Source organism: Streptomyces sp. NPDC030165, assembly GCF_055573595.1.
The window spans coordinates 161,461-185,200 of sequence record NZ_JBVIBD010000014.1; the positions used below are offsets into that span (position 1 = coordinate 161,461).

General features: G+C 71.5%; 20 protein-coding genes. 11 read left to right on the top strand and 9 right to left on the bottom strand.

The window, feature by feature from the left end; genetic code table 11:
* Positions 1–466: 466 nt before the first annotated feature.
* The gene (locus ACZ4Z1_RS25625; protein WP_468488951.1) at positions 467–1,693 is read left to right on the top strand and encodes an FAD-dependent oxidoreductase; all 1,227 of its coding nucleotides are present in this window, start codon (positions 467–469) and stop codon (positions 1,691–1,693) included.
* Between the two features lie 79 nt (positions 1,694–1,772).
* Here the strand turns inward: ACZ4Z1_RS25625 and ACZ4Z1_RS25630 are convergent, their stop codons facing one another.
* Positions 1,773–3,344 carry a regulator gene (locus ACZ4Z1_RS25630; RefSeq protein WP_468488952.1) on the bottom strand — a complete coding sequence of 524 codons (1,572 nt, stop codon included), beginning with the start codon at positions 3,342–3,344 and terminating at the stop codon, positions 1,773–1,775.
* A 359-nt stretch (positions 3,345–3,703) separates the two neighbouring features.
* Between ACZ4Z1_RS25630 and lipB the strand changes: the two genes are divergently transcribed.
* The 4 genes from lipB to ACZ4Z1_RS25650 all read left to right on the top strand — a co-directional run bounded on the left by lipB (position 3,704) and on the right by ACZ4Z1_RS25650 (position 6,849).
* Positions 3,704–4,519 (top strand): lipoyl(octanoyl) transferase LipB, encoded by an 816-nt coding sequence (gene lipB, locus ACZ4Z1_RS25635; protein ID WP_468488953.1) that lies wholly within the window; start codon positions 3,704–3,706, stop codon positions 4,517–4,519.
* Positions 4,520–4,709: 190 nt separating this feature from the next.
* Positions 4,710–5,654: a lipoyl synthase gene (gene lipA, locus ACZ4Z1_RS25640; protein WP_468489039.1), complete on the top strand. Its 945-nt coding sequence runs from the start codon at positions 4,710–4,712 to the stop codon at positions 5,652–5,654.
* A gap of 252 nt (positions 5,655–5,906) precedes the next feature.
* A complete protein-coding gene (locus ACZ4Z1_RS25645) occupies positions 5,907–6,125 on the top strand; it encodes an SCO2195 family GlnR-regulated protein (protein ID WP_365848339.1) in 219 nt (72 codons plus the stop codon).
* Positions 6,126–6,135: 10 nt separating this feature from the next.
* Positions 6,136–6,849, top strand: a complete 714-nt coding sequence (locus tag ACZ4Z1_RS25650; protein ID WP_468488954.1) for a DUF4191 domain-containing protein — start codon at positions 6,136–6,138, stop codon at positions 6,847–6,849.
* A 273-nt stretch (positions 6,850–7,122) separates the two neighbouring features.
* Here the strand turns inward: ACZ4Z1_RS25650 and ACZ4Z1_RS25655 are convergent, their stop codons facing one another.
* Complete coding sequence (locus tag ACZ4Z1_RS25655; RefSeq protein WP_468488955.1) at positions 7,123–7,590, bottom strand: RDD family protein; 468 nt, start codon at positions 7,588–7,590, stop codon at positions 7,123–7,125.
* A 467-nt stretch (positions 7,591–8,057) separates the two neighbouring features.
* Here ACZ4Z1_RS25655 and glnA point away from each other — a divergent pair, with 467 nt between their 5' ends.
* Positions 8,058–9,467, top strand: a complete 1,410-nt coding sequence (glnA, locus tag ACZ4Z1_RS25660; RefSeq protein ID WP_468488956.1) for a type I glutamate--ammonia ligase — start codon at positions 8,058–8,060, stop codon at positions 9,465–9,467.
* Positions 9,468–9,661: 194 nt separating this feature from the next.
* On the opposite strand, the gene ACZ4Z1_RS25665 is transcribed toward glnA, so the two are convergent.
* Positions 9,662–10,630 (bottom strand): hypothetical protein, encoded by a 969-nt coding sequence (locus ACZ4Z1_RS25665; RefSeq protein WP_468488957.1) that lies wholly within the window; start codon positions 10,628–10,630, stop codon positions 9,662–9,664.
* A gap of 900 nt (positions 10,631–11,530) precedes the next feature.
* On the opposite strand from ACZ4Z1_RS25665, the gene ACZ4Z1_RS25670 reads away from it, so the two are divergent.
* Positions 11,531–13,849: a terpene synthase family protein gene (locus ACZ4Z1_RS25670; RefSeq protein WP_468489040.1), complete on the top strand. Its 2,319-nt coding sequence runs from the start codon at positions 11,531–11,533 to the stop codon at positions 13,847–13,849.
* A gap of 177 nt (positions 13,850–14,026) precedes the next feature.
* On the opposite strand, the gene ACZ4Z1_RS25675 is transcribed toward ACZ4Z1_RS25670, so the two are convergent.
* From ACZ4Z1_RS25675 to ACZ4Z1_RS25695, 5 genes are all read right to left on the bottom strand, one after another.
* Positions 14,027–14,386, bottom strand: a complete 360-nt coding sequence (locus ACZ4Z1_RS25675) for a hypothetical protein (protein ID WP_468488958.1) — start codon at positions 14,384–14,386, stop codon at positions 14,027–14,029.
* 204 nt (positions 14,387–14,590) lie between these two features.
* The gene (locus ACZ4Z1_RS25680) at positions 14,591–15,196 is read right to left on the bottom strand and encodes a hypothetical protein (RefSeq protein WP_468488959.1); all 606 of its coding nucleotides are present in this window, start codon (positions 15,194–15,196) and stop codon (positions 14,591–14,593) included.
* Entirely contained in the window at positions 15,193–16,692 is a 1,500-nt protein-coding gene (locus tag ACZ4Z1_RS25685) for a sensor histidine kinase (RefSeq protein ID WP_468489041.1), read from the bottom strand. The genes ACZ4Z1_RS25680 and ACZ4Z1_RS25685 overlap by 4 nt, the downstream gene beginning before the upstream one ends.
* 242 nt (positions 16,693–16,934) lie before the next feature.
* On the bottom strand, positions 16,935–17,723 hold the full coding sequence (locus tag ACZ4Z1_RS25690; protein WP_468488960.1) for a response regulator: 789 nt from the start codon (positions 17,721–17,723) through the stop codon (positions 16,935–16,937).
* A gap of 227 nt (positions 17,724–17,950) precedes the next feature.
* Complete coding sequence (locus ACZ4Z1_RS25695) at positions 17,951–19,492, bottom strand: AMP-binding protein (protein WP_468488961.1); 1,542 nt, start codon at positions 19,490–19,492, stop codon at positions 17,951–17,953.
* A gap of 459 nt (positions 19,493–19,951) precedes the next feature.
* Here ACZ4Z1_RS25695 and ACZ4Z1_RS25700 point away from each other — a divergent pair, with 459 nt between their 5' ends.
* A complete protein-coding gene (locus ACZ4Z1_RS25700; protein ID WP_468488962.1) occupies positions 19,952–20,431 on the top strand; it encodes a hypothetical protein in 480 nt (159 codons plus the stop codon).
* Between the two features lie 28 nt (positions 20,432–20,459).
* Here the strand turns inward: ACZ4Z1_RS25700 and ACZ4Z1_RS25705 are convergent, their stop codons facing one another.
* The gene (locus ACZ4Z1_RS25705; protein ID WP_468488963.1) at positions 20,460–21,380 is read right to left on the bottom strand and encodes a Gfo/Idh/MocA family protein; all 921 of its coding nucleotides are present in this window, start codon (positions 21,378–21,380) and stop codon (positions 20,460–20,462) included.
* A gap of 370 nt (positions 21,381–21,750) precedes the next feature.
* Here ACZ4Z1_RS25705 and ACZ4Z1_RS25710 point away from each other — a divergent pair, with 370 nt between their 5' ends.
* Genes ACZ4Z1_RS25710 through ACZ4Z1_RS25720 form a run of 3 tightly spaced genes read left to right on the top strand, consistent with a single transcriptional unit; the run spans position 21,751 to position 23,717 of the window.
* A complete protein-coding gene (locus tag ACZ4Z1_RS25710) occupies positions 21,751–22,680 on the top strand; it encodes a trypsin-like serine peptidase (protein ID WP_468488964.1) in 930 nt (309 codons plus the stop codon).
* Positions 22,677–22,973, top strand: coding sequence for a carboxypeptidase-like regulatory domain-containing protein (locus tag ACZ4Z1_RS25715; protein ID WP_468488965.1), 297 nt, complete (start codon positions 22,677–22,679; stop codon positions 22,971–22,973). The genes ACZ4Z1_RS25710 and ACZ4Z1_RS25715 overlap by 4 nt, the downstream gene beginning before the upstream one ends.
* A gap of 57 nt (positions 22,974–23,030) precedes the next feature.
* Positions 23,031–23,717, top strand: a complete 687-nt coding sequence (locus ACZ4Z1_RS25720) for a rhomboid-like protein (RefSeq protein ID WP_468488966.1) — start codon at positions 23,031–23,033, stop codon at positions 23,715–23,717.
* Positions 23,718–23,740: the final 23 nt, after the last annotated feature.

Below are 23,740 nucleotides of genomic sequence, written 5' to 3' on the forward strand. Positions count from 1 at the left end.
CCCTCCACCGGGGCGGCACCCACACCTTGTTCTTGCCCCTCCCCCACCGGGGCGCGGCCCGCCGACGAGACCGAGGGGCCGGGGGCGGAGGGGTGGGTTCCAGGACGTAAAGCGCAGCAGTCCAGGAACCCACCCCGCAGCCCCCGGCCCCGGCCCGCACCACACACCAGCGGCGGGCCCCGCCCCACACCCCCTTCCGCCGAACGCGGCCCTACAACACACCCGCAGCCGAAGGCACCGCACCCACCCCGGACGCAGCGGCGCCGCACCCGCCCCCGTACAGACCCACACACGCGCCCTCGCGGCACTCCGTGCCGCATCGTGCGCCCATGCGCGGTCTACGCGCGATCGCGCCCCCGCCACCGCCCTTCTTAAGGTTCCAACCTCACGAACTCGGCATCCCGCGCGCCGGTTCGGGGCAGGAGCCCCGACGACGCCGGCACCGGGACCGACCTCGGGAGGGCACGTGCTGCGCACCGCATCGACCGTGGACGTCGTCATCGTCGGGGCCGGCCTCGCCGGTCTCGCCGCCGCCCACCATCTGACCAGCGCGGGAGCCACGGTCACCGTGCTGGAGGCCGCCCCGCGCACCGGCGGCCGGACCACCACCGACCATCTGGACGGCTTCCGGCTGGACCGCACCGGCCAACTGCTCGTCACCTCGTACCCCGAACTGCGCACCACCCCCGGCCTCAACGGCTTGGTCCTGCGTCACTTCTCCCCGGGGCTCTGTCTGCACAACGGCCGGCGGACACAGCGCGTCGGTGCCCCCCGGAGCACGAGGGGCGCACTTTCGGCCGCGCGCGCCCTTGCGCGCTCCGAGCGGCGCGCCGACCTCCCCGTCGCCCAGGCACTGGCCGCCCGCCCGGCCTTCCCGCCGTACATCCCCGACGGGTTCCTGCGTCCCCTTCTGTCCGCCCTGCTGTGCGACCCCGGGCTCACCGTCTCCAGCCGCAGCGCCGCCCAGGCCCTGCGCTCGTTCGCCCGCGGCCGGCTGTGCCTGCCCGCCGGCGGGGCCTCGGCCCTGCCCGAACTCCTCGCCGCCTCCCTTCCCCCCGGCACCGTGCGCACCTCCGTACGCGCCGTCTCCGTCTCGACCACCAGCGTCAGCACCGCCGCCCACGGGCAGTTCCCCTGCCGCTCGGTGCTCGTGGCCACCGGAGCGCGCGACGCGGCAGAGCTGCTCCCGGGACTGCGGGTCCCCGATTTCCACCCGGTCACCATCGTGCACCACACCACTGACAGTCCCCCGGTCCGCGAACCGGCGTTCTTCCTGCCCGCCGACGGCCCGGTCGCGCACACTTTCGTCGCCAGCGAGGCCGATCCCTCCCGGGCTCCCGCGGGCCGCGCCCTGGTCACCACGACCGTGCTGGGCGCCCCGGCGACGCTGCCCGCCCGGGCGCTGGACAAGACGGTCCGCCCCCAACTCGACCGGATCTACGGCACGTCCACCGACGCCTGGGAGCTGCTGGCCACCCACCACGACCCGGAGGCGGTCCCGGCCATGCCCGTACCGCACGGCCCGGAGCGGTCCGTGCGGCTGCTGGCGGGGCTGTACGTGTGCGGCGACCACCGGGACACCGGCACCGTCCAGGGCGCGCTGCGCTCCGGCCGCCGGGCCGCCCGCGCCGCGCTGGACGACCTCCGCCTGCCCCCGTTCCGCGAGCCCTGCGAACTGTCCGCCGCCGCCTGACCCACCCACGCCCCGGCCCGGACCCGGCCAGGTGGCGCGTCCGGGCCGGGGCCGCCGGCACACTCGGCAGCCCCGCCCGTCACCCCTTCATGGCCGCCACCCGGTCCCGGTACCCCCGTACCGCCGCCGCGTCCCGGTACGGCTCCAGCCGGCGCTCGAACTCGCGGACGTACTCGTGCGCCCGTACGGAGCGCATCTCGGACGCCTGGAGCGCCGCCTCCGCGCCCAGCGCACACGCCTGCTCCAGCTCGCCCAGGCCGAGCCGCGCCGTCGCCAGCACCACCCGGCAGAACAGCCGGCTGCGGGCGAAGCCGGCGCCGCGCAGCTGGAGCGAGCGCTCCGCGTGCTGCGCCGCCGCCCGGAACTGCTGGAGGTCGCGATGGCAGTGCGCCAGCTCGTCGGCGAGCTGCGCCTCGTCGAAGAAGCGCGCCCAGTAAGGCGTGTCGTCGCCGGGGCGCGCCGTCTCCAGGGCCCGTTCCGCCCGCGCGAGCGAGGCGGTGCACGCCCGTACCTCGGTCAGTACGCCGTGCCCGCGCGCCTCCGCCGAGTGCAGCAGTGCCTGGACGACGGGCGGCGCGTTGCCGCCGACCCCCTGCTGGGCGACCCGCGCCAGCTGGACGGCCTCCCGGCCATGCCCCAGGTAGACGGCCTGCCGACTCATGGTCACCAGGACGTAGGCGCCGTACGCGCGGTCCCCGGCCGCCTGCGCCAGCCGCAGCGCCTGGACGAAGTAGCGCTGCGCCAGACCGTGCGCGGCGATGTCGTACGACGTCCAGCCGGCCAGCCGCGTCAGGTCGGCGGCCGCCGCGAACAGCCGCCGCCCGGCCGCCTCGCCGTACGTGCCGCGCAGCATCGGCTCGACCTCGTGCTCCAGGTAGCGCACCAGGGCCTGGCGGGCGTGTCCGCCGCCGTACGCGTGGTCCAGCGCCCGGAACAGCTCGCCGACCGACCGCAGCGCCTTGATGTCACCGGCGGACACCCGGTAGGCGTGCGCCCGGTCGGCGCGTTCCGCGCGCTCGGGGCGGTCCGTACGCCCGGCGCGTTCGGCGGTCCCCGCGCGCTCCCCCCGTTCGGACGGCCCGGGGCGGTCGTGGCCGGCGCGCTCATGACCGGGCCGGTCCATCTGCCGCTGCCGGGGCACCGACACCTGCATCCGGCCCGGCGCGGTCAGCCGGCCGGCGGGCTCGGCCGCTTCACCGTGCGCGACCCGCTCGTCGGCCCGCCCGATCAGCCAGTCCCGGCTGGGCACCACCAGCCCGGCCGGGGTGAAGGCGATCTTCCGCAGCTCCGCGTGGCTGCCGGAGTCCTTGCGCCACAGACCGCTGACGATGTCCACCGCCTCGCTCGGCGTGGACGCGAACTCCAGCCCGGCGTACACCGGCGCGCAGGCGTCCAGGCCGAGGTCCTGGGCCGACAGGCGGCGTCCCAGTCTGCGCGTGAAGACCTCGGCGATCAGGGCGGGCGTGGTGCCTCTGGGCTGCTGCCCGCGCAGCCAGCGCGTCACCGACGTCTTGTCGTACCGGAGGTCGAGCCCGTGCTCCAGGCCGAGCTGGTCGACCCGGCGGGCCAGCCCGGCGTTGGAGAATCCCGCCTCCGCGATGAGCGCGGCGAGCTGTCGGTTGGGCGTGCGCTGTGGGGGTCGTTCCGTCATCAGCTTTACCGGTCTCCTGCCTTCCGGGCCGAGCTGCCCGGGTTCGGCTGACCCTGTCCGGCGCTGCTCCCTGCCCTCGTGGAACGGCGTGAATGTAACGGCCTTGAGCGGCTTTCTCGCCGCCTTCGCCACGCGTTCATCCGATCGTGTGAGCAGGGCTCGTACTGTCCTCCACGCGTCCGGCGGCGGCCGCGCCCCCGTCCCGTAACGGCGGCCCCCGGAGTGCCCCGGGGCTCCCGGAACATTCCCGTGCGCCCGCGCATCAGGCCCCTGCCCCGGGCGCCTGCGGACGCCGTCCGCCCCCGCCGTACAGTTGGCGTGGGCGCAAAGGACTCAACAAAGTTCGAAGAGGAGCTGCCGTGACTGCGATCTCTCGGGGGGACACCCCCGCACCCGAGGGGCTGCGCTTTGTCCAGCTGGGCTTCGGCTCCGACGCCGTCGATTACGAGACGGCCTGGCAGGAGCAGCGCAGGGTGCACGCCGCCCGGTTCGCCGACGAGGTTCCGGACACCTGCCTGCTGCTGGAGCACCCGCCCGTCTACACGGCGGGCCGGCGCACGGACGACAGCGAGCGCCCCCTGGACGGCACCCCGGTCATCGACGTCGACCGCGGCGGCAAGATCACCTGGCACGGTCCGGGCCAGCTGGTCGGCTACCCGATCCAGAAGCTCCCGCGCCCGGTCGACGTCGTCGCCCACGTACGGCGTCTCGAAGAGGCCATCATCCGCACCTGCGCCGAGTTCGGCGTGGAGACCACACGGATCGAGGGCCGCAGCGGCGTCTGGGTGCTGGGCGACCCGATCGCGGACCGCCCGTCCCTGGGCGGCCTCTCCCTCGACTTCGACCCGCGTACGGCCGACGAGGAGTTCGACCCCCGGCTGAACGGCCCGGAGTACGCCCCGTCCAACGCCGGCCAGCGCCGCGAGGACCGCAAGCTGGCCGCGATCGGCATCCGCGTCGCCAAGGGCGTCACGATGCACGGCTTCGCGATCAACGTGAACCCGGACAACACCTCGTTCGACAAGATCGTCCCCTGCGGCATCCGGGACGCCGGGGTGACCTCCCTCGCTGGCGAACTCGGCCGGGAGATCACCATCGCCGACGTCCTGCCCGTCGTCGAGAAGCACCTGCGCGACGTGCTGGAGAACGCCGTGCTGCTCCCACGGGCGGTCTGAGCCGGTCCACGGACCGGCCGGGCCGGCCTCCTTCGGACCGGCACGACCGACCGCGCGGAATGCCCCCCTTCCATACGGGGTTGGCCTGCACGTAAAGACGTGCGAATTGACGGGCGTACCCTGGTGTACGCCGAAGAAACGAAGTCGTAGGGAGCCGGACGTGTCCGCTGTCGCACCCGACGGGCAGGAAATGCCAAGGCCTGACGGCCGGCGATTGCTGCGCCTTGAGGTCCGGAACAGCCAGACCCCCATCGAGCGCAAGCCCGAGTGGATCAAGACCCGGGCGAAAATGGGCCCCGAGTACAACCACCTGCAGGGCCTGGTCAAGAAGGAGGGCCTGCACACGGTCTGCCAGGAGGCGGGCTGTCCCAACATCTATGAATGCTGGGAGGACCGCGAGGCGACCTTCCTCATCGGCGGTGACCAGTGCACCCGCCGCTGCGACTTCTGCCAGATCGACACGGGCAAGCCGCAGGAACTGGACCGCGACGAGCCGCGCCGGGTGGCCGAATCCGTCCGGACGATGGGGCTGAAGTACGCCACCATCACCGGCGTCGCGCGCGACGACCTGGAGGACGGCGGCGCCTGGCTGTACGCGGAGACCGTCCGCCAGATCCACGCCGCGATGCCCGGCACCGGCGTCGAACTGCTCATCCCCGACTTCAACGCGGTTCCCGAGCAGCTCGCCGAGGTCTTCTCCTCGCGCCCCGAGGTGCTCGCGCACAACGTCGAGACGGTGCCGCGGATCTTCAAGCGCATCCGCCCCGGCTTCCGCTACGAGCGGTCGCTGGAGGTCATCACCAAGGCCCGCGAGGCCGGCCTGGTCACCAAGTCCAACCTGATCCTGGGCATGGGCGAGGAGCGCGCGGAGATCAGCCAGGCGCTCCAGGACCTGCACGACGCGGGCTGCGAACTGATCACGATCACCCAGTACCTGCGCCCGTCGGTGCGGCACCACCCCATCGAGCGCTGGGTCAAGCCCGCCGAGTTCGTGGAGCTGAAGGAGGAGGCCGAGGAGATCGGCTACGCCGGCGTCATGTCCGGCCCGCTGGTCCGCTCCTCCTACCGCGCCGGCCGCCTGTACCAGCAGGCGATCGAGCGCCGCCAGGTCGAGGAGTCGGCCCGGGCGGTCTGACCCGCGCCGGGCGGCCGGGTACGTGCCGTCCGGGCCCGTAAGGACCGTGTGGGACCCCGCTGCCCCCTGGGCCGGAATGTGAGTCCCGGCACACGCTGCGACGACGCGGCCCGCACTCCCCCAGGCAGGGGCGGTGCGGGCCGCGTCAACGTTTCATCGGTGTTTGACCGGCGGGTCATCAGTTGGTAACACCGATCTGTAACGATGGCTTCACAGACCGCATCCATCCTTCCTCCAGAAGGGGAACCCGCCATGCAGGCCGCGCCCGCTCGCGCCACCGCCGTTCTCCCCATCCCGTCGGTCACCGATGCACTGCGCGCAGTGGAGTCCGTGCTGATGCGCGGTGGCCAGCGCACCGCCCGCCGCAACGCGTGGACATCGGTGCTGGAGGACCGCCGCCGCGCCAGGGACCGGCGCGAGGCCCAGCACGTACTGGAGGCCGCGGCGACCGAGGGCCCGAACGCCACGTAAACTGCGCCCCATGGCGAGGAAGGCAAAAGCAGACAGCGCTGAGGGCGCTGCGAACCCCGGGCGACTGAAGCAGATCGCCCAGACCTACAAGATGACCCGTCGGGTCGACCCCAAGGTCGGTCTTGTCGTCGCCGGCGTGGGCATCGTCGTTTTCGGCGTTCTCCTCGTCCTCGGCTTCCTGATCGGCCACCCCGTCTACCTGGGCATCCTGGGATTCGTCCTGGCCTTCCTCGCGATGGCGATCATCTTCGGCCGCCGGGCCGAGCGGGCCGCCTTCGGACAAATGGAAGGCCAGCCCGGCGCGGCGGCGGCCGTACTGGACAACGTGGGGCGCGGCTGGACGGTCACCCCCGCCGTGGCGATGAACCGCCAGCAGGACGTCGTGCACCGCGCCGTCGGCAAGGCGGGCATCGTCCTGGTCGGCGAGGGCAACCCGAACCGCGTACGCGGCCTGCTGGCCGCCGAGAAGAAGCGGATGGCCCGCATCGCCGGTGACGCCCCGGTCCACGACTTCGTGGTCGGTGACGGCGAGGGCCAGATCCCGCTCAAGAAGATCCGCACGACCCTCCTGAAGCTCCCGCGCACCCTGCCCGGCCCCCAGGTGACGGCCACCAACGACCGTCTCCGCGCGCTCGGCGACCTCATGAGCAACATGCCGGTCCCGAAGGGCCCCATGCCCAAGGGCATGCGGATGCCGAAGGGCGGCGGCGGCAAGATGCGCTGAGCCGCATCGCACGGGGCGGCTCGCACCGCCCGTCACCGGAACGGCCGAGGGGCCCAGGACCTTGTGGTCCTGGGCCCCTCGGGGTTCTGGGGTCCAGCGGCCGTACACGGCCGGGGGCGGAAGCGTGCCTGGGAGGCGGCGGGCTCCGTCACCGGCATACCGGGCTCACCGGGCCGACGGGCAGCCGTACGGACGTGCGCGCGTAGGGCTCGTACAAAGCGGTCCAGCCCCGCCGGATACCCGGCTCGGCCGTACGGCTCGGCTGCGCAGCCCTCAGATCCGGACCTGTACGGCGCGGGCGAGGCGGTCGTGGAGGCCGCGGCCGTCGCGGTCCCAGATCACCGCCGGGATGACCACGACCAGCAGGAGCGTCCGCAGGACCACACGCAGCAGGGGCAGCCGTCCGCCGCCCTCCGCGACGACCCGCAGGCCCACCAGCCGCTTGCCCGGCGTGAAGCCCACCGTGCCGACCGTCAGCACGCTGAGCACCGCGAAGACGGCCAGCGCCCAGTTGCTCGTCTGATCGGCGCGGCCGTGGCTGAGCAGCCCGTACGCGACGAGCGAGCACAGCGCCCAGTCGATGAAGAGGGCGGCGAAGCGCCGGCCGGGACGCGCGATCGAGCCCGGCCCCTCCTCGGGCAGCCCGAGACGCTGCCCTCGGTAGCCGAATTCGACACCCATGTCCTCGGCTGCCGCGCGGGGCCCGGAGATCCACGATCCGATTGCTTGCCTGTTGTCCACCCGTCCACGGTACTGCGACCGCATACGTTCTCCCGTCCGCGGGGCACGGCCGAGGGCCTCCGGGGACCGCGCCGGAGCCGCCGCGCGACGCCCCCGGCACACAGCGCGACCGTACGGCTCCACGCCTCGCCACCCCTCCCCAGCTCCGCGCCCGCCCCATGCCCGCTCCGCGCCGTTCCTCGCGCCCAGGCCACCGCACCCACCCGGCATCCCCGCCCCCTCGGAGCGACCGGAATGATCGATTCCTCTCCCTCCCCGCCCCGTCTCCCCACCCCATCCCCCTCCCCGTCCTCCCTGCCCGACACCCCCGAAATAGGCCGCGCGGCGGTTAACCTCGGCGAAACAAATGGGTCATGCTTGGGAAATCCCGCCTGCCTATGGTCGGGCAAGCGCGCCACCGCACATGGCGCGCTCCGAGTAGCAATCCCGCGCCGCCGACCGCCGGTGACCGGGCTAGGAGGAGTTGGATGTTCCAGAACGCCGATGAGGCCAAGAAGTTCATCGCGGACGAAGACGTCAAGTTCGTCGACGTCCGGTTCTGCGACCTGCCCGGTGTGATGCAGCACTTCACGGTTCCGGCGGAGGCGTTCGACCCGACCGAGGAGCTCGCCTTCGACGGCTCCTCGATCCGCGGTTTCCAGGCCATCCACGAGTCCGACATGGCTCTGCGCGCCGACCTCTCCACCGCCCGCGTGGACCCGTTCCGCCGCGACAAGACCCTGAACGTCAACTTCTTCATCCACGACCCGATCACCGGCGAGCAGTACAGCCGTGACCCGCGCAACGTGGCGAAGAAGGCCGAGGCGTACCTCGCCTCCACCGGCATCGCCGACACCGCGTTCTTCGGTCCGGAGGCGGAGTTCTACGTCTTCGACAACGTCCGCTTCGAGACGTCGGCGAACCAGTCCTTCTACCACATCGACTCCGAGGCCGGCGCCTGGAACACCGGTTCCGAGATCAACAACCGCGGCTACAAGGTCCGCTACAAGGGCGGCTACTTCCCGGCTCCCCCGGTCGACCACTTCGCCGACCTGCGCGCCGAGATCTCCCTGGAGCTCGACGCGGCCGGCCTGAAGGTCGAGCGCCAGCACCACGAGGTCGGCACGGCCGGCCAGGCGGAGATCAACTACAAGTTCAACACGCTCCTCGCCGCCGCCGACGACCTGATGCTCTTCAAGTACATCGTGAAGAACGTCGCCTGGCGCAACGGCAAGACCGCCACCTTCATGCCCAAGCCGATCTTCGGCGACAACGGCTCCGGCATGCACGTCCACCAGTCCCTGTGGTCCGGCGGCGAGCCCCTCTTCTACGACGAGCAGGGCTACGCGGGCCTCTCGGACACCGCCCGCTACTACATCGGCGGCATCCTCAAGCACGCCCCCTCGCTCCTCGCCTTCACCAACCCGACGGTGAACTCCTACCACCGCCTGGTCCCCGGCTTCGAGGCCCCGGTCAACCTGGTCTACTCGCAGCGCAACCGCTCCGCCGCGATGCGCATCCCGATCACCGGCTCCAACCCGAAGGCCAAGCGCGTCGAGTTCCGCGCCCCGGACCCGTCCTCGAACCCCTACCTCGCCTTCTCCGCCCTCCTCCTCGCGGGCCTGGACGGCGTCAAGAACAAGATCGAGCCCGCCGAGCCGATCGACAAGGACCTCTACGAACTCGCCCCCGAGGAGCACGCGGGCGTCCCCCAGGTCCCCACCTCCCTCCCGGCCGTCCTCGACGCCCTGGAAGCGGACAACGAGTACCTCCAGCAGGGCGGCGTCTTCACCTCCGACCTCATCGAAACCTGGATCGACTACAAGCGCACCAACGAAATCGCCCCGATCCAGCTGCGCCCGCACCCGCACGAGTTCGAGCTTTACTTCGACATCTAAGGGTTAGAGATCGACTCGGCGAGTAATACCCGAATAACCTTCTGAGCGTTTGCCTCCGCCTGACACAGGCGGAGGCAAACGCTCAGTTGTTTTTCTCCACCCAAGAAAGGGACACTGCGCAGCACCTGAAAAGTACGACAGTTGACGATCTCATCAGCACCCACAGCTCGGGGCCCGGCAGGCCGAGACGCTGCCTACAGCTGAGGTCGGCTTCCCTCCGGGGTTGCCCACCACGGATCGTACTTGCGCACGATCGGCCGAGTGGCTGGGTGGTGGCGCAACCCGTAAGGGCCCGACTCGGTGGATTCAGGCATATCGATCAACCAGTCCAGCACTGCGTCGGACTGCATATCCGGTTGTTCCAGGTCGTCGATCAACGCCTCAGGACCACGGCAGTCGTACGGCTGCGGCAAGGTGAAGCCGGCTTCGACCGCGTCACGGACGATTTCTTCGCACATCGCGCGCCATCGCCCCTGCCCCCACCAGTGACGGGTATAGCTGGTCGAGCCGCCGATAGTCATGAGTCGCAACGTGGTTTCCGGGCCGAGGAGATCGGTGTCGAGGCGATGCCATTTCCGGATCTGCTCCCGCACCGTCGACCGCACCTTCGGCCAACCATCGCCGAACAGGGAGGAGACCGTCCGACCGTTGGGGAGCTTCCAGTCCGCATCCGTCAATGACCGTTCCATCCCGTCCCAGTCGATACCTTCGTACGGGCAGACGTGGGGCATCACCGCACGGGTCACTGCGATGTTCACGCGGGCCATCAGAACATCCGAAGGGAGATGGTGCGCCTCCACCTCCGTGTCGTTCCGCCAGCACCAGGCAGCAACGCCCAGGGCCGCCGCGTCGGGGACCAGATCGGGGTGCACGTCGCGGCCGGCCAGACCAACGGCCCAGTTCAGGTAGGCGCCAAGATCCGGATCTTGCACAGCTTCCTTTATGAGGTCTTCAACCGGCATCTTCCGGTACAGGGCTGCCGGGCGGAACAGGGCCAGCAGCGATTCAGCCTCGAATGTCTCAGCAGCGTCCGGATCAGCCCCCGCCACCACACGGACACGAGTTGCGTCGAGCAACCCCCATGCACCGGTTCGGCGTTCGACCAGCTTGACCGCCTCGTCCCCCTCTAGAGCTACTGTGAGTCCCGCTTCTTCGTCGAGCACAGAGAACGACTGCGGGAAATCGCCGCACACGTCCTCGTACGGAAGGAATCGGAGCCGATTCTCGCGTGGGTAGCTTGCGGCAGCGCGTGCACAAGTACCTGTACGGCTTGCCCCACTTGGCCGCGTAACGCGTCAGCGAGCGCTGTTGACGGCAGTTACGACACGGCCCGTGGCCCTTCTTCGGCCACCACAACCACCAGTCACCGCCGTAGTCGCCAGGTGATGGCACGATCCCGCGGCTCAGCAGCGCTTCGGCCAGTGCAGCCAAGTGGCCGCCGTTGCTGTGTCGCATCGTTGCGTGCAGCCGATCGTGCGCCGCCAGCAGTTCGTCGCCTGTGGCCCCCTCGTCCCCCTGTAACCGGCGTAGCACCGATATCGCTGCGGCGAGTGCTTGGACGGCGACATCGTCCCGCGGCAGCGACTGCCGGTTGTTCCCGACGACGTCCATCGCCCTGTCGAGATCGACTTCAGTGACCGAAACATTCCTCATGCCACAGAGCCTACGAGTTGTCACCGACACTGACGGTGACGTCCTGAAGGTGCCGATGCGGATCAGCTGCCCGCCGTCCGCTCGCACTCGTGCGCTCTGCGCCGGCAAGAAGCCAGCCGTGGCTGAGGCGACCGGAACCGCCTACGCCTCCGGGTGGACCGGCCCCCGCACACGATCGCAAATATGCGCGAATTTGGTGAGTGGTGGAGACCCTGAGGGTTTCATGGCTCGGTGTGGGGCGGTTGTGTGGAGCGGCGGGAGCGAGTAGCCCGAATCATGTGTGCTTGCGGTTTGTCAAGAGCGTGGATAAGTGGTGGGTGGGGTGGGTAGTGCTGTGGCCGCTGGGGGCGCGGGGGCGGCGGAGTGGCTCTGGCGGGTAGGTGAGACGGACGAGGAGAGGGTGGGTCGTGGTGGGGCAGCCGTTTGAATTGCCGGGGTTTTATCTGCCGTATCCGGCGCGGTTGAACGCGCACCTGGAGAAGGCGCGGGAGCACTCCAAGGAGTGGGCGCGTGGGATGGGGATGCTGGAGGGGTCGGGGATTTGGGAGGAGGGGGATCTGGATGCACATGATTACGCGTTGTTGTGTGCGTATACGCATCCGGATTGCTCGGCGGATGTGTTGTCCCTGGTGACGGACTGGTATGTGTGGGTGTTCTTCTTCGACGATCATTTTTTGGAGGCGTTCAAGCGGACGCAGGACCGGGTCGGCGGGAAGGCGTATCTGGACAGGCTGCCGTTGTTCATGCCGATGGAGCTGGACACGCCGGTGCCGGAGCCGACCAATCCGGTGGAGGCGGGGCTGGCGGATCTGTGGGCTCGGACGGTGCCTTCGATGTCGAAGGGGTGGCGGGCCCGGTTCCGGGAGAGTACTGAGCATCTGCTGAACGAGTCGCTGTGGGAGCTGTCAAATATCAACGCGGGGCGGTTGCCCAATCCCGTCGAGTACATCGAGATGCGGCGGAAGGTGGGTGGTGCGCCGTGGTCGGCGGGGCTGGTGGAGTTCGCGGCGGGGGCCGAGGTGCCGTCGGCGGTGGCCGGGTCGCGGCCGTTGCGGGTGCTGAAGGACTCGTTCTCGGACGGGGTGCATCTGCGGAACGATCTGTTTTCGTATCAGCGGGAGACCGAGGAGGAAGGGGAGCTCAGTAATGGAGTGCTGGTGCTTGAGAACTTCCTCGGGTGCGGCACCCAGGAGGCGGCGGACGCTGTCAATGATCTGATCACCTCGCGGGTGCAGCAGTTCGAGAACACGGTGGTGACGGAGCTGCCGGTGCTGTTCGCGGAGCAGGGCTTGAGCCCGCAGGAGTGTGCGGATGTGCTGGCTTACGCCAAGGGTCTGCAGGACTGGCAGTCGGGTGGGCATGAATGGCACATGCGGTCGAGTCGGTACATGAATGGGGGCGGGAAGGCGGCGGAGCCGGAGTCGGGGGGTGGCTGGTCGCCCTTCGCGTTCAAGGGGTTGGGGACTTCGGGGGTGGATGTCCGGCGGGCGGTGGCCGCCACGGGGGCCAAGCGGCTGCGCAATTTCTCGCATGTGCCGTTCCAGAGGGTGGGGCCCTCGCAGTTGCCGGACTTCTATATGCCGTTCACGACGACGCTGAGTCCGCATCTGGACGGGGCCCGGGTGAACGCGGTGGAGTGGGCGCGGCGGATGGGAATGTTGCGGCCGCAGGCGGGGGTGCCGCTGTCGGACGTCTGGAGTGCCGAGAAGGTGGCGGACTACGACTTTCCGTTGTGTGCTGCCGGGTTGCATCCCGAGGCGACGCCGGAGGAACTGGACCTGGGGTCGCAGTGGCTGACCTGGGGGACGTACGGGGACGATTACTACCCCGCGGTGTTCGGGGCGGCGCGGGACGTTGCCGGGGCGAAGGCGTGCAACGCGCGGCTTTCGGCGTTCATGCCCGTGGCGGACGGGGAGGCGATGCCCGAGCCGGGGAATGCGATGGAGCGCGGGCTGGCGGATCTGTGGCGTCGTACGACGGAGTCGATGGATGCCGGGGCGCGGCAGATGTTCCGGGACGCCGTCGAGGTGATGACGGCCGGGTGGATCTGGGAGCTGGAGAACCAGGCACTGCACCACATTCCCGATCCGGTGGACTACATCGAGATGCGGCGGGCGACATTCGGCTCCGACATGACGATGAGTCTGAGCCGCATCGGACACGGGCGGCGCGTTCCGGAGGAGATCTACCGGAGCGGTCCGATGCGTTCCCTGGAGAACGCGGCCGTCGATTACGCGACGCTGCTGAACGACGTGTTCTCGTATCAGAAGGAGATCGAGTACGAGGGAGAGGTGCACAACGGGATTCTGGTGGTGCAGAACTTCTTCGACTGCGACTATCCGACGGCGCTCGCGATCGTCCACGACCTCATGACGTCGCGCATGCGGGAGTTCCAGCACGTGGCGGCCGATGAACTGCCGGTGCTGTACGACGACTTCGGCTTGTCGGAGGAAGCGCGGGGGCTGCTGGACGGGTATGTGAAGGAGCTGGAGAACTGGATGTCCGGGATTCTCACCTGGCATCAGGGGTGCCGGCGGTACCGGGAGGAGGACCTGCGACGGCACAAGGGGGGCGTGGGTGCGCCGACGGGAGCCGGAACGGGGACAGGAACGGGAACCGGAAGGAGGGCCGGGGCCGGAGCCGCGTCCGGTGCGTGGAGTGGCGGGCCCACCGGGCTGGGGACTTCGGCGGCCCGGGTGGTTGCTCGGCGGGCAGCCGGTGTGAGGTGACGGGCGGGTGAGGGCGCGGGAAAGCGGCCGGCTGTCGTGACGGCATGACTGGGGCCCCTCCCGGGTGGGCCGGGAGGGACCGGGTCAGGTCAGGAGTGCGGCGGCTGCTGGGCTGCGGTCAGGGTCGGTGGGAGTCGTCGCTCGTGTGCGCGCGCAGGCGGCGCGTCGCCTGCCGGGTCAGCGGGCGTTCTCAGTGATCAGGGAGCGGACCAGGCGGCAGGTCGTGTTGGAGGGCGGGTGCACTCCGATACGGGCCGCGGTGGTGCGGATGGTGCGGTTGCGGGCCCGCTCCGGGGTGTAGACACCGCCGTCGAGCAGGGCTATTGCCAGGCGCATGGCCTTCAGGCGGCGGTTGTGGGCCTCGTACCACTCGCGCGGGAGACCGGCGGGCAGCGGCTTCTTGACCATCGGCGCGTGGCGGGCCGCCCGGCGCGCGGCGGTCTTCCCGTACGCGGTCGCCGTGGCCTTCGTGGCCGCCTTGGCCGTCGTGGTCTTCTTCGGAACCGTGGTGTTCGCGGGCAGTGTGGCTACGGCCATCGGCAACCTCCTGGGGCAGCGGAGAAGCGGTCCTGGACTGCTTCCTTTCTGCCTCCAATTTTAGTGCCGACCACTGACAAAGCCGCCTGGTCAGGGAGTACTTGGGAGGGGTGGGGGCGGGGTCCGGGGGGCGTCAGGGGCAGGGGGGCGGGAGGCGTTGGGAGTGGGGGTTCCGGAGGTGTTCGGGGGCGGGGGCGGGGAGGCTTACGGGACGGGGTTCCGCGAGGTGTCCGGGCCGGCGGTCGGCAGGGCGATGCCGTTGCTGGAACAGCGCACCGTCCAGGGCTGCTCCCGGCTCACCGGCTCGTACATCCGGACGTCCACCTGAGTGGCGGGGCGGCCGCCGGGGATGGCGGCGTGGGCGGCGGTGCACGCGATCTGGTGGACGGCCGCCGCCTCCATCCGGGACACCGGAATCGGGAGGTGGACGCTGACCGCTCCGGTCGCGGGCACGGCGGTGAGCCGGCCGGGCATCGTCGGCACCGCACTGACCAGCCCCCGCGCCTTTTCGGCCGCGGTGGGCCCCTTCACCAGCAGGTCCAGAGCCTCCTGGGGGCCGACCGGTCCGTCGGCCGGGCGGGCGGCGGCGTGCACACCGAGGGGTGAGAGGAAGAAGATCCGGGCGGTGTAGGTGTCGGTGCCCGGCTGCCGGATGCCCTGCGCGGGGGCGCCTGCCTGTACGTAGCCGGTGGGGGCGATGCCGCAGCCGGCGAGGAGGAGGGCGGCGATGAGGAGGAGGGCGGTGGCGAGGGGAGTCTTGTACGGGGTGGTGGAGGGGGTCGGTCGGGCTGGCCGGGCCGGGCTGCTCATGTGCGGTCCTCGGGGGCGGGTGTCAGTGGGTCCATCGGCAGCTCCACCGTGAACACCGCTCCCCCGCCCGGCGCGTTGGCCGCGCGCAGCGTGCCCCCGTGCAGCCGTACGTTCTCCATCGCGATGGCCAGGCCCAGTCCACTGCCGCTGGAGCGTGCGCGGGCGGCGTCGGCCTTGTAGAAGCGGTCGAAGACGTGCGGGAGTGCGTCCGGGTCGATGCCGGGGCCCTGGTCGGCCACGTCGATACGGAGCCGTCCCGTCGTCGCGCAGGCCGTGAGCCGTACGGGGGCGCCGCCGTGCCGCAGGGCGTTGCCGACCAGGTTGGCCACGACCACGTCGATACGGCGCGGGTCGAGGCGGGCCCGCAGGCCTTCGGGGAGGCCGGTCTCGACCTGGTCCTGCCAGCCGCGCAGCTGGAGCGTCTTGCGCAGGGCGACGGCGACGTCGATCTCGTCGAGGAGCAGGTCGGCGGCGCCCGCGTCGAAGCGCGAGACCTCTATCAGGTCCTCCACCATGCGGGCGAGCTTGGTGGTCTCGTCGCTGATCAGGCGTACGGCGTCGGCGGTGTCCGGGTCCAGCCGGGCCGCGTCCTCGTCGAGGACCTCGGTGACGGCGGCCATGGCGGCCAGCGGGGTGCGCAGTTCGTGGGAGACGTCGGCGGCGAAGCGCCGGGCGTTGGCCTCCATGCGGCGCAGTTCGGCGTCGTCCTTCTCCAGGGCGCGGGCCATTTCGTTGAAGGTGACGGTGAGGTCGGCGAGTTCGTCGCGGCCGGTCACCGGGGAGCGGGTGTCCAGTTCGCCGGAGGTGATGCGTTCGGCGGCCTCGCGCAGGCGGCGTACGGGCCGCAGGACGCGACGCGCGGCGAACAGCGCGGGGACGACGGCCAGCGCGAGCGCGGGCAGCGCGCCGGCCTGGGCGGCGGTGACCAGGGCGGAGATGTCGGCCTGTTCGTCGTCGAGGGCGAATTCCGCGTAGACGATGAGGCCGGAGGGTTTGGTCTTGCCGGGTGGGACGGAGGGGGAAGCCGAGGAAGGTGGGGAGGGTGCGGGGCGGGGGGAGCCGGTGCCGGCCGGTCCGGATCCGCGGTTCCCGGTGTCCGGGGCGGTGAAGTCCACCGGCACGCCGATCGCCAGCCAGGGCACCCCACCCCGGTCGACGCGCTGGAAGATGGGCGCGTGGTGATCGCGTACGGCGGCACGCAGGCCGTCGGTGACCGCGCTCCCGCGCTCGCGCTCCGGCGCACGGCTGTCCGCACTCCCCGGCGCACGGCCGCCCACGCCCGACGGCGCACGGCTCTCCGCGCCCCCCGGCCCGCCGCCGTCCGCATCCCCCTCCCCGCCGCCCGCGTCCCAAGGCCCCGGCACCACCGGCCCGTCCCCGTACTGCGCGTACGTGTGCCAGTTCCGGGTTCCGCCCGCCCGGTCGAGCTGGACGACGAGGTTTCGCAGGTCGTCGCGTTGCGGAGGAAGGGGCAGGTCGGGGCCGAGGGATTCCATCTGGGCGCGCAAATCGTGCACGGCGGTGTTCTGCGTGCGGGCCAGTATGGCCGTACGGGCCTGCCGGAAGGTGAGCGCCGCGGTGATCAGCGCGCTGAGCGCGGAGACGACGAGGAAGCCGACGATGAGGCGGGTGCGCAGTCCGCGCAGCCTGGTGTACGCGGCGGTCAGCCACTCGCGGCCCCGCGTCCACTCGTGGCCCCGCGTCGGCGCGGCCCCGCGCCGTCGGGGTGGTGGTGTGCTCACAGCGGCCCGAACCGGTAGCCGAACCCCCGTACCGTCTGTACGTACACGGGCGCGCGCGAATCGTCCTCGATCTTGGAGCGGAGCCGCATCACGCAGGCGTCCACCAGCCGCACGTCCCCGTAGAAGCTGTGCTCCCAGACCTGTTCGAGGAGCTGCTGGCGGCTGAAGACCTGGCCGGGGGAATCGGACAGGAAGAGCAGCAGCTTGAGTTCGGAGGGGGCGAGGACGACTTCGTGGCCGTTCTTGGTGACCAGGAGCGCCGCGCGGTCGACGGTCAGCGCGCCGTACGTCACGGAGGAGGTGCGGGACGGGGACGCGGCTGCTGCGGGCACACCGGTTCCGGGCATGACGGCTGCGGGCGTGGCGGTTCCGGGCGCGCCGGGAGCGGCGCCCGTCTCCCGCGTCCCGTCTGCGTACCCCTCCCCCACCACCCGCCGCAGCACCGCCCGCATCCGTGCCTGGAGCACCTCGCCGCCGGCGGGCTTGACCACGTAGTCGTCCGCGCCGGCCTCCAGCCCCACCACCATGTCGATGTCGTCGCCGCGCGCGGACAGGATGATGATCGGGATCTGCTGCGTCTCACGGATGCGGCGGCACACCTCCAGGCCGCTCATGCCGGGCAGCATCAGGTCCAGCAGCACCAGCTCCGGCCGGAATCGTTCCAGCGCGAGCAGCCCGGTCTCGCCGCTGGCCGCCGTCTCCACCTCGTGTCCGCGGCGGCGCAGGGCGAGATGGACGCCCTTGCGTACGGCGGGGTCGTCCTCGATGAGCAGCACACGGGTCATGGGGCGGTGTTCTCCGAAGCGGGGCCGGGCGAACGCTCGTCGAAAGCGTACGGCGAGGGCGGGAGCTGACCATGATGCGCGCCGTTCGTGACGTCGTGTCTCGCATTGTGTGAGAAATTGATGACGGATGGGGCACGCCGCTGACGACGGCGACCGTCCCGGCCCTCCGGGGCCCGGGGCCGGTCGCCGGGAGCCGATGCGCGGGCTACAGCGGACGCCCGCGGCCCCTACCCCTCCACCAGTTCCGCCTTCAGCCGCTTTTTGTCCGGCTTGCCGACCGACGTGAGCGGGATGGTGTCCACCTGGTGCACACCGCTCGGCGCGTACATCCTGCCCTTGTGCGCCACCACGAAGTCGGTGATGGCGCCGGGGTCGATCGTGCGTCCCGGTGCGGGGACGACGGCACAGTGCACCTCCTCCACCTCGTCGGCGGTGCGTACGCCGAAGACCGCGCAGTGCGCGACGTCCGGGTGGGTGTGCAGCAGATCCTCCAGTTCGCCCGGATAGACGTGGCCGCCGACCACGATGACCATGTCCTTGACCCGGTCCATCAGGTAGAGGTAGCCGTCGTCGTCCAGATAGCCGACGTCGCCGGTGCGTACCCAGCCGTCGCGGATGACCTGTGCGGTCAGTTCGGGCTTCTTCCAGTAGCCGGTCATCATGCCCTCGGAGCTGACGTACACCTCGCCGCTGGTGTCCGGCGGGAGGCGGTGGCCGTCCTCGTCGCGGATCTCGATGTCCACGCCGGGTACGGGGCGGCCGACGGTGATCTGGCCGCCCTGCCCGGTCCTGCCGTGTTCCTCGGGGCTCATCTCGGTGAGCAGCAGGGCCTCGGACTGCCCGTACCAGCCGTAGAGGACCGGGCCGAGGACGTCGAGGCCCTGACGGAGCCGGGAGGGGGAGGCCGGGCAGCCGCCGTAGGTGATGCGGGTGAGGCTGCTGAGGTCGGTGGTGGGCAGGTCGGGGTGGTCGAGCAGTTGGTAGAGGAGGGGCGGCAGCAGCCACATGTGGGTGATGCGTTCGCGGGCGACGGCGGCGAGGACCGCGCCGGTGTCGAACCCCTCCTGGAGGACGACGCTGCCGCCGGCGGCCAGCGTCATGTCGGACAGCTGTCCGGCCAGGTGGGCGAGCGAGGTGCAGGCGAGCAGGCGGGGCGGGTCGCCCGCGGACTCGAAGGGATGGGTCACGGCTTTCGCGTACGGCAGGTGCGCCATCTGGATGCCCTTGGGGACACCGGTCGTGCCGCCCGTGTAGCGGATGCACCAGTCGTCGTCGGGGCGGGCCGCGCTCTCGACCGTACGGCCCGTCGGGCGGGCGGCGGCCGCGGCGGTCAGGTCCTCGGCGTCCAGGCCGCTGCCGCCGGGGCCGAGCAGCAGGACGTCCGGTGCGGGGCCGTCGAGGTGGGTGAGGAGTTCCGCGGCGGGCCTGGCCGATTCCGGTCCGACGAGGAGCAGGGCGGTCTCGGCGCTCTCCACGACGCGCGCCTGGGTTTCCGGGGCCTGCCCCTCGTACAGCAGCACGATCCTGGCGCCCAGCAGGTTGACGGCGTACCGGGCGGACAGGGCTTCCGGCCGGTTGCCGGACAGCATCGAGACGGTGTGGCCGCGCGCGACGCCGCGGTCGGCCAGTTCCGCCGCCGTGCGGTGCACGCTGTCGTGGAATGCGGCGGCGGTGATGTCCCGCCCGTCGGAGGTGGTCAGTACCCGGCGTTCCGGGTGGTCCGCCAGTTCCTGGAGGATGTTCTCGACGTAACTCGTGAACGCTGTCATGAGCTGCGCCTCCTTGTCGTACAGCGCACAGGCGCGCGGCGCGGAGTGCGGGCGGATGGGGAGCGCGAAGGGCGCGAGCACGACGTTAGGCGGGAACTTCCGTGCCTTCCAAGACCAATTCCGGCATGTGGCGATACCCGGGCAGGCATAAGGCGGAAGGCGGGGGCGGACCCGTGCGCCACGCCGCCGGGATCACCGGCTGGTGTGTACGACGTGTTCCACGGCGGCCGCGCCGCATTCCATGCCCTGGGCGTCGGTGCGGTAATCGCCGGAGCCGGCGAGATACGCCGTCGCCATGCGTTGTCATACCTTCGGCCATTTCTTTCTCCCCCTTTACGGTGAGGAAAGGGGCAGCGGCGGCGATTACCGTGGACGGCTCATCACGCCATTGCCAGATCGCCAATTCGCCGGGTTGCCGAATCGCCGGGTTGCCAAGTCACCGAGTCACCGAAGAGAGAGATGCCCGTGCGTTCCAACATGCTGTTCGGAGGCGTGTACGGAACGGTGCTCGCCAGTGCGCTGCTGGCCGCTCTGCAGAGCGAGGGCACGCCGTTCACGCCGGTGTACGACGCGCTGTGGGTGCTGGTCACCGCCGCCACCGCGGCCCTCGCGCACGGGTACGCCCACCACATGTCCACCCACCGCGCCCACAGCGCCGGCCACCGCTGGTACGCGCTCGGGCACCGGCTGATCGACGAGTGGCCGCTCGTCGTCGCCTCGCTGCCCACGGTGGCACTGCTGCTGGCCGCCGGGCACTGGAACTGGCCCGAGGGGCCCACCACGGCGGCCGGGCTGACGCTCAACGCCACGCTGCTGTTCGGGTGGGGCACGGCCGCCGCGCTGCGGACGGGCTACCGCAGGCGCGGAGCCGTGCTGATCGGCGTGGCCGATGCCGCGCTCGGGCTGCTGATCGCGGTGGCGAACGCCCTGATCAAGTAACCGACCGAGCAGCTGGTCGAGCAGCTGCTCAAATAAGTGCTGCCCCGGCCCCTCCACCCACCTCGAACGACGCCTCCGCCGCCGCCAGCACCTCCGTCACCCGCAGCCCGAACCGTGCGTCACAGGGGTGCCGCTCGCCGCCGCGTACGGCCGTGAGCAGCGCGTCCACGGCCCGCTCGTACGCCACTTCCGGGCCGTCCTGGCGGCGCGGGAGCGAGGTGGCGCCCGAGGTGCCGTACAGCGTGACGGACACCCCGGAGGCGGCGCGCGGCGCGGTCAGGCTGACGGTCGCCGAACTCGCCGCGCCGCCCGCGTGCCGCAGCGTGAGCAGCACGGTGTCGCCGGGCCCGCGGGCGGCCGTGACGTGCTCGGCGTCCCCGAGGACGGGCAGCAGGAGGGACAGCGCGTGCGGGCCGACGTCCCACAGAGCTCCCTTCTCGCGGCGCCAGGGAGATGCCGCATACGGGCTGTCGCTGTCGGCCGCGAAGACCGAGCCGAGCCAGTCGGCGTGCGCGGTGAACCAGCCGCCGGCCGCGGCCGCCCGGTCGATCCACTCCCCCTCGGCGGCCCCGAAGCGCGCGGTGAAGAACACGACGGTGGCCACGCCCGCCCGGTCGGCGGCGTCGGCCACCGCGCGCGCTTCGGTGACGGTGGTGGCGACGGGCTTGTCCAGGAGGAGGTGCCGGCCGGCTTCGGCGGCCCGTACGGCGAGGTCCGCCTGGACGGACGGCGGGAGGGCGACGGCGAGGGCGTCGGTGTCGGCGAACAGTTCCTCGGGGGTCGCGTACGGGCGGGTGCCGTGGCTCGCGGCCAGTGCGGCGGCAGCCTCCGGGCGCCGTCCCCAGACGCCCGTGAAGGAGACGCCGGGGTGGGCGGCGAGAGCGGGGGCGTGGACGCGCTGTGCCCAGGGGCCGGTGCCGAGGAGTCCGATGCGCAAGGTCGTCGTCATGCCCGCCAGTGTGCCCCGCGGCACGCGCACCCCCACCTCGCACCGCACGCAGCCCGCACCCCGGCACCGCACGCCCCCGCGCTCGCGCGCGCCCGCCGCGCGCGTCGTGGCGCCTCCCGCAACCGCCCGCAAGGTCCGGCCGTGCCCGTTCTCCGTGCGGAAGTTCTCCCGGGGCCGGGGCGTCCTGTCTTCGCGGGGGGTCTCGTGCTGTTGCCGGGGCACTTCGGGACAGATGGCGTAGTAGAGGGCCATCCGCAAGAATTCGCCGCAACTTTCGTTGTCCGGCTCCGGGGACCGCAGTACAAGGAGAGGACTCCTTCGAGGAGGTCCCCCAGTGCACCGCGAGACCCGAGAGGCCCGGTGACCAGCAATGCCGATCGAGTTCCACACCGCCGTATCGAACGAGCCGGAGGAACAGCAAGTCGTCCTCACCGCCGAGGAGCTGGCAGTACAGCAACCGTCCGAGGGGCCGCAGGGCGACGCGGCCCGGGCGACTGCCGACGGCCTGGAGAACGTACGGGGATACAACCGCCCCGAAGGCACGCCCGAGCAGCTCTGGCAGCCGCCGACCGCGGCGCTGCCGGACATCGGCGAGGCGTCCTTCGGGCCACCGCCGGTCGCCGCCGAGACCGTGCACGGCCCGGACGACCGGGTGCAGATCACCGACACGTCCGTGTACCCGTGGCGGGTGCACTGCTCGCTGCTGATCACCGCGGCGGACAACTCGCGCTGGATCGGTACGGGCTGGTTCATCGGCCCGCACACCCTGGCCACCGCGGGACACGTCGTCTACATCAAGAACAGCGGCGTCGCCGGGCGCGACGGCTGGGTCAAGAGCATCAACGTGATGCCGGGCCGCAACGGCAACACCCTCCCGTACGGCGTCGTCACCAGCACCAGCTTCCGTACGGTCAGCGGCTGGTCCAACAACGGCGACCAGAACTACGACTACGGCGCGATCATCCTGCCCACCAACCTCGGCAACACCACCGGCTGGTTCGGCTTCGGCGTGTGGTCCGACGCCGACCTGCTCAAGACCGTCGGCAACATCTCCGGGTACCCGGGCGACAAGCCGGCCGGTACACAGTGGTACGACGCGCGCGGCGTCGCCTCCGTCGGTCCGCGCAAGGTGTACTACGACATCGACACGGCGGGCGGCCAGAGCGGCAGCTCCGTCTACCACTTCTACAACGGCGGCCGGTACGGCATCGCGATCCACGCGTACGGCGGCGCGGTCACCAACTCGGGTACGCGGATCACCACGCCGGTGTACAACAACTACGTGGCGTGGAAGGCGTGACCGCAGACAACCGTACGAAAGGTCCCGGCATGGCGGCGATCTCCGGAATCGTGGTGGACGCGGACGGCCGGCCCGTCCCGGACGCCCGGGTGTATCTCGCCGCGGGCCCCGGGTCCTTCCCGGACGTGGCCGCGCTCACGGACGACGAGGGGCGCTTCGCCCTCTCCGCCGGCGCCGACGGCGGTTACACCGTCGAGTGCCGGTCGGAGCGGGGCGGCGCGTCGCTGGCCGCCGGGGCCGCGGTCACGGTGCGGGGCGGGGCGGCCGAGCCGGTCGAGATCCGCCTCGGCTGATCCCGGCCGCCGCACCGGCCCGGCCGGTGCGGGCCGCGGCCGGGGATGATGGAGGGCATGAGAGCGCCCTCCGCCTACGCACCCTGGCTCACCCCGCTGTACGTCGGCGCCGTCCAGCTCGGCGCGTACGCCACCGCGCGGCTGCCCGCGCAGGAGCGCGCCGAGCTGCTGCGCGCGCACTCCACCAACGTCGACAACTTGCGGGCGGGCCGCTGGCGGACGCTGGCGACCAGTGCCGTGTTCGTCGAGAGCCCGCTGCCCGTCCCGTACGGGCTGGCGCTGCTCGCGGCGCTCGGTACGGCCGAGGCGGCGTGGGGCACCCGGCGGGCCGCCGGAATGTTCGCCGCCGGGCACATCGGCGCCAGCGTGCTCGTGTACGGCGGGCTGCGGGCGGCCCGCGCGCTGTCCCACAAGGCGGTCACCCCCGACACCGAGCGGGCCGTGGACGTGGGCGCGAGCTACGGCTTCTACGCCACGGTGGGCGCGCTCGCCGTCTCCGTACCGCACCGCGGCGCGCGGGCCGCGGCGACCGCGGGCATGCTGGCGCTGGGCGTGAGCCCGGTCCTGCGCCGGGGGCGGGACTTCACGGACGCGGGTCACCTGGCGGCGCTGCTGCTGGGCATGGGCGCGGGCGCCGCGTTCCAGGTCCGCCGCCGTACGGCCACGGGTGCCGCGTTCCGGAATCGCCGCCGTACGGCCGCCTCCCTCCGCCGCCCGTTTCGCGCCGGTCCGCGGGCCACGTGAAGGACAGATCAACGGCTGTCTGG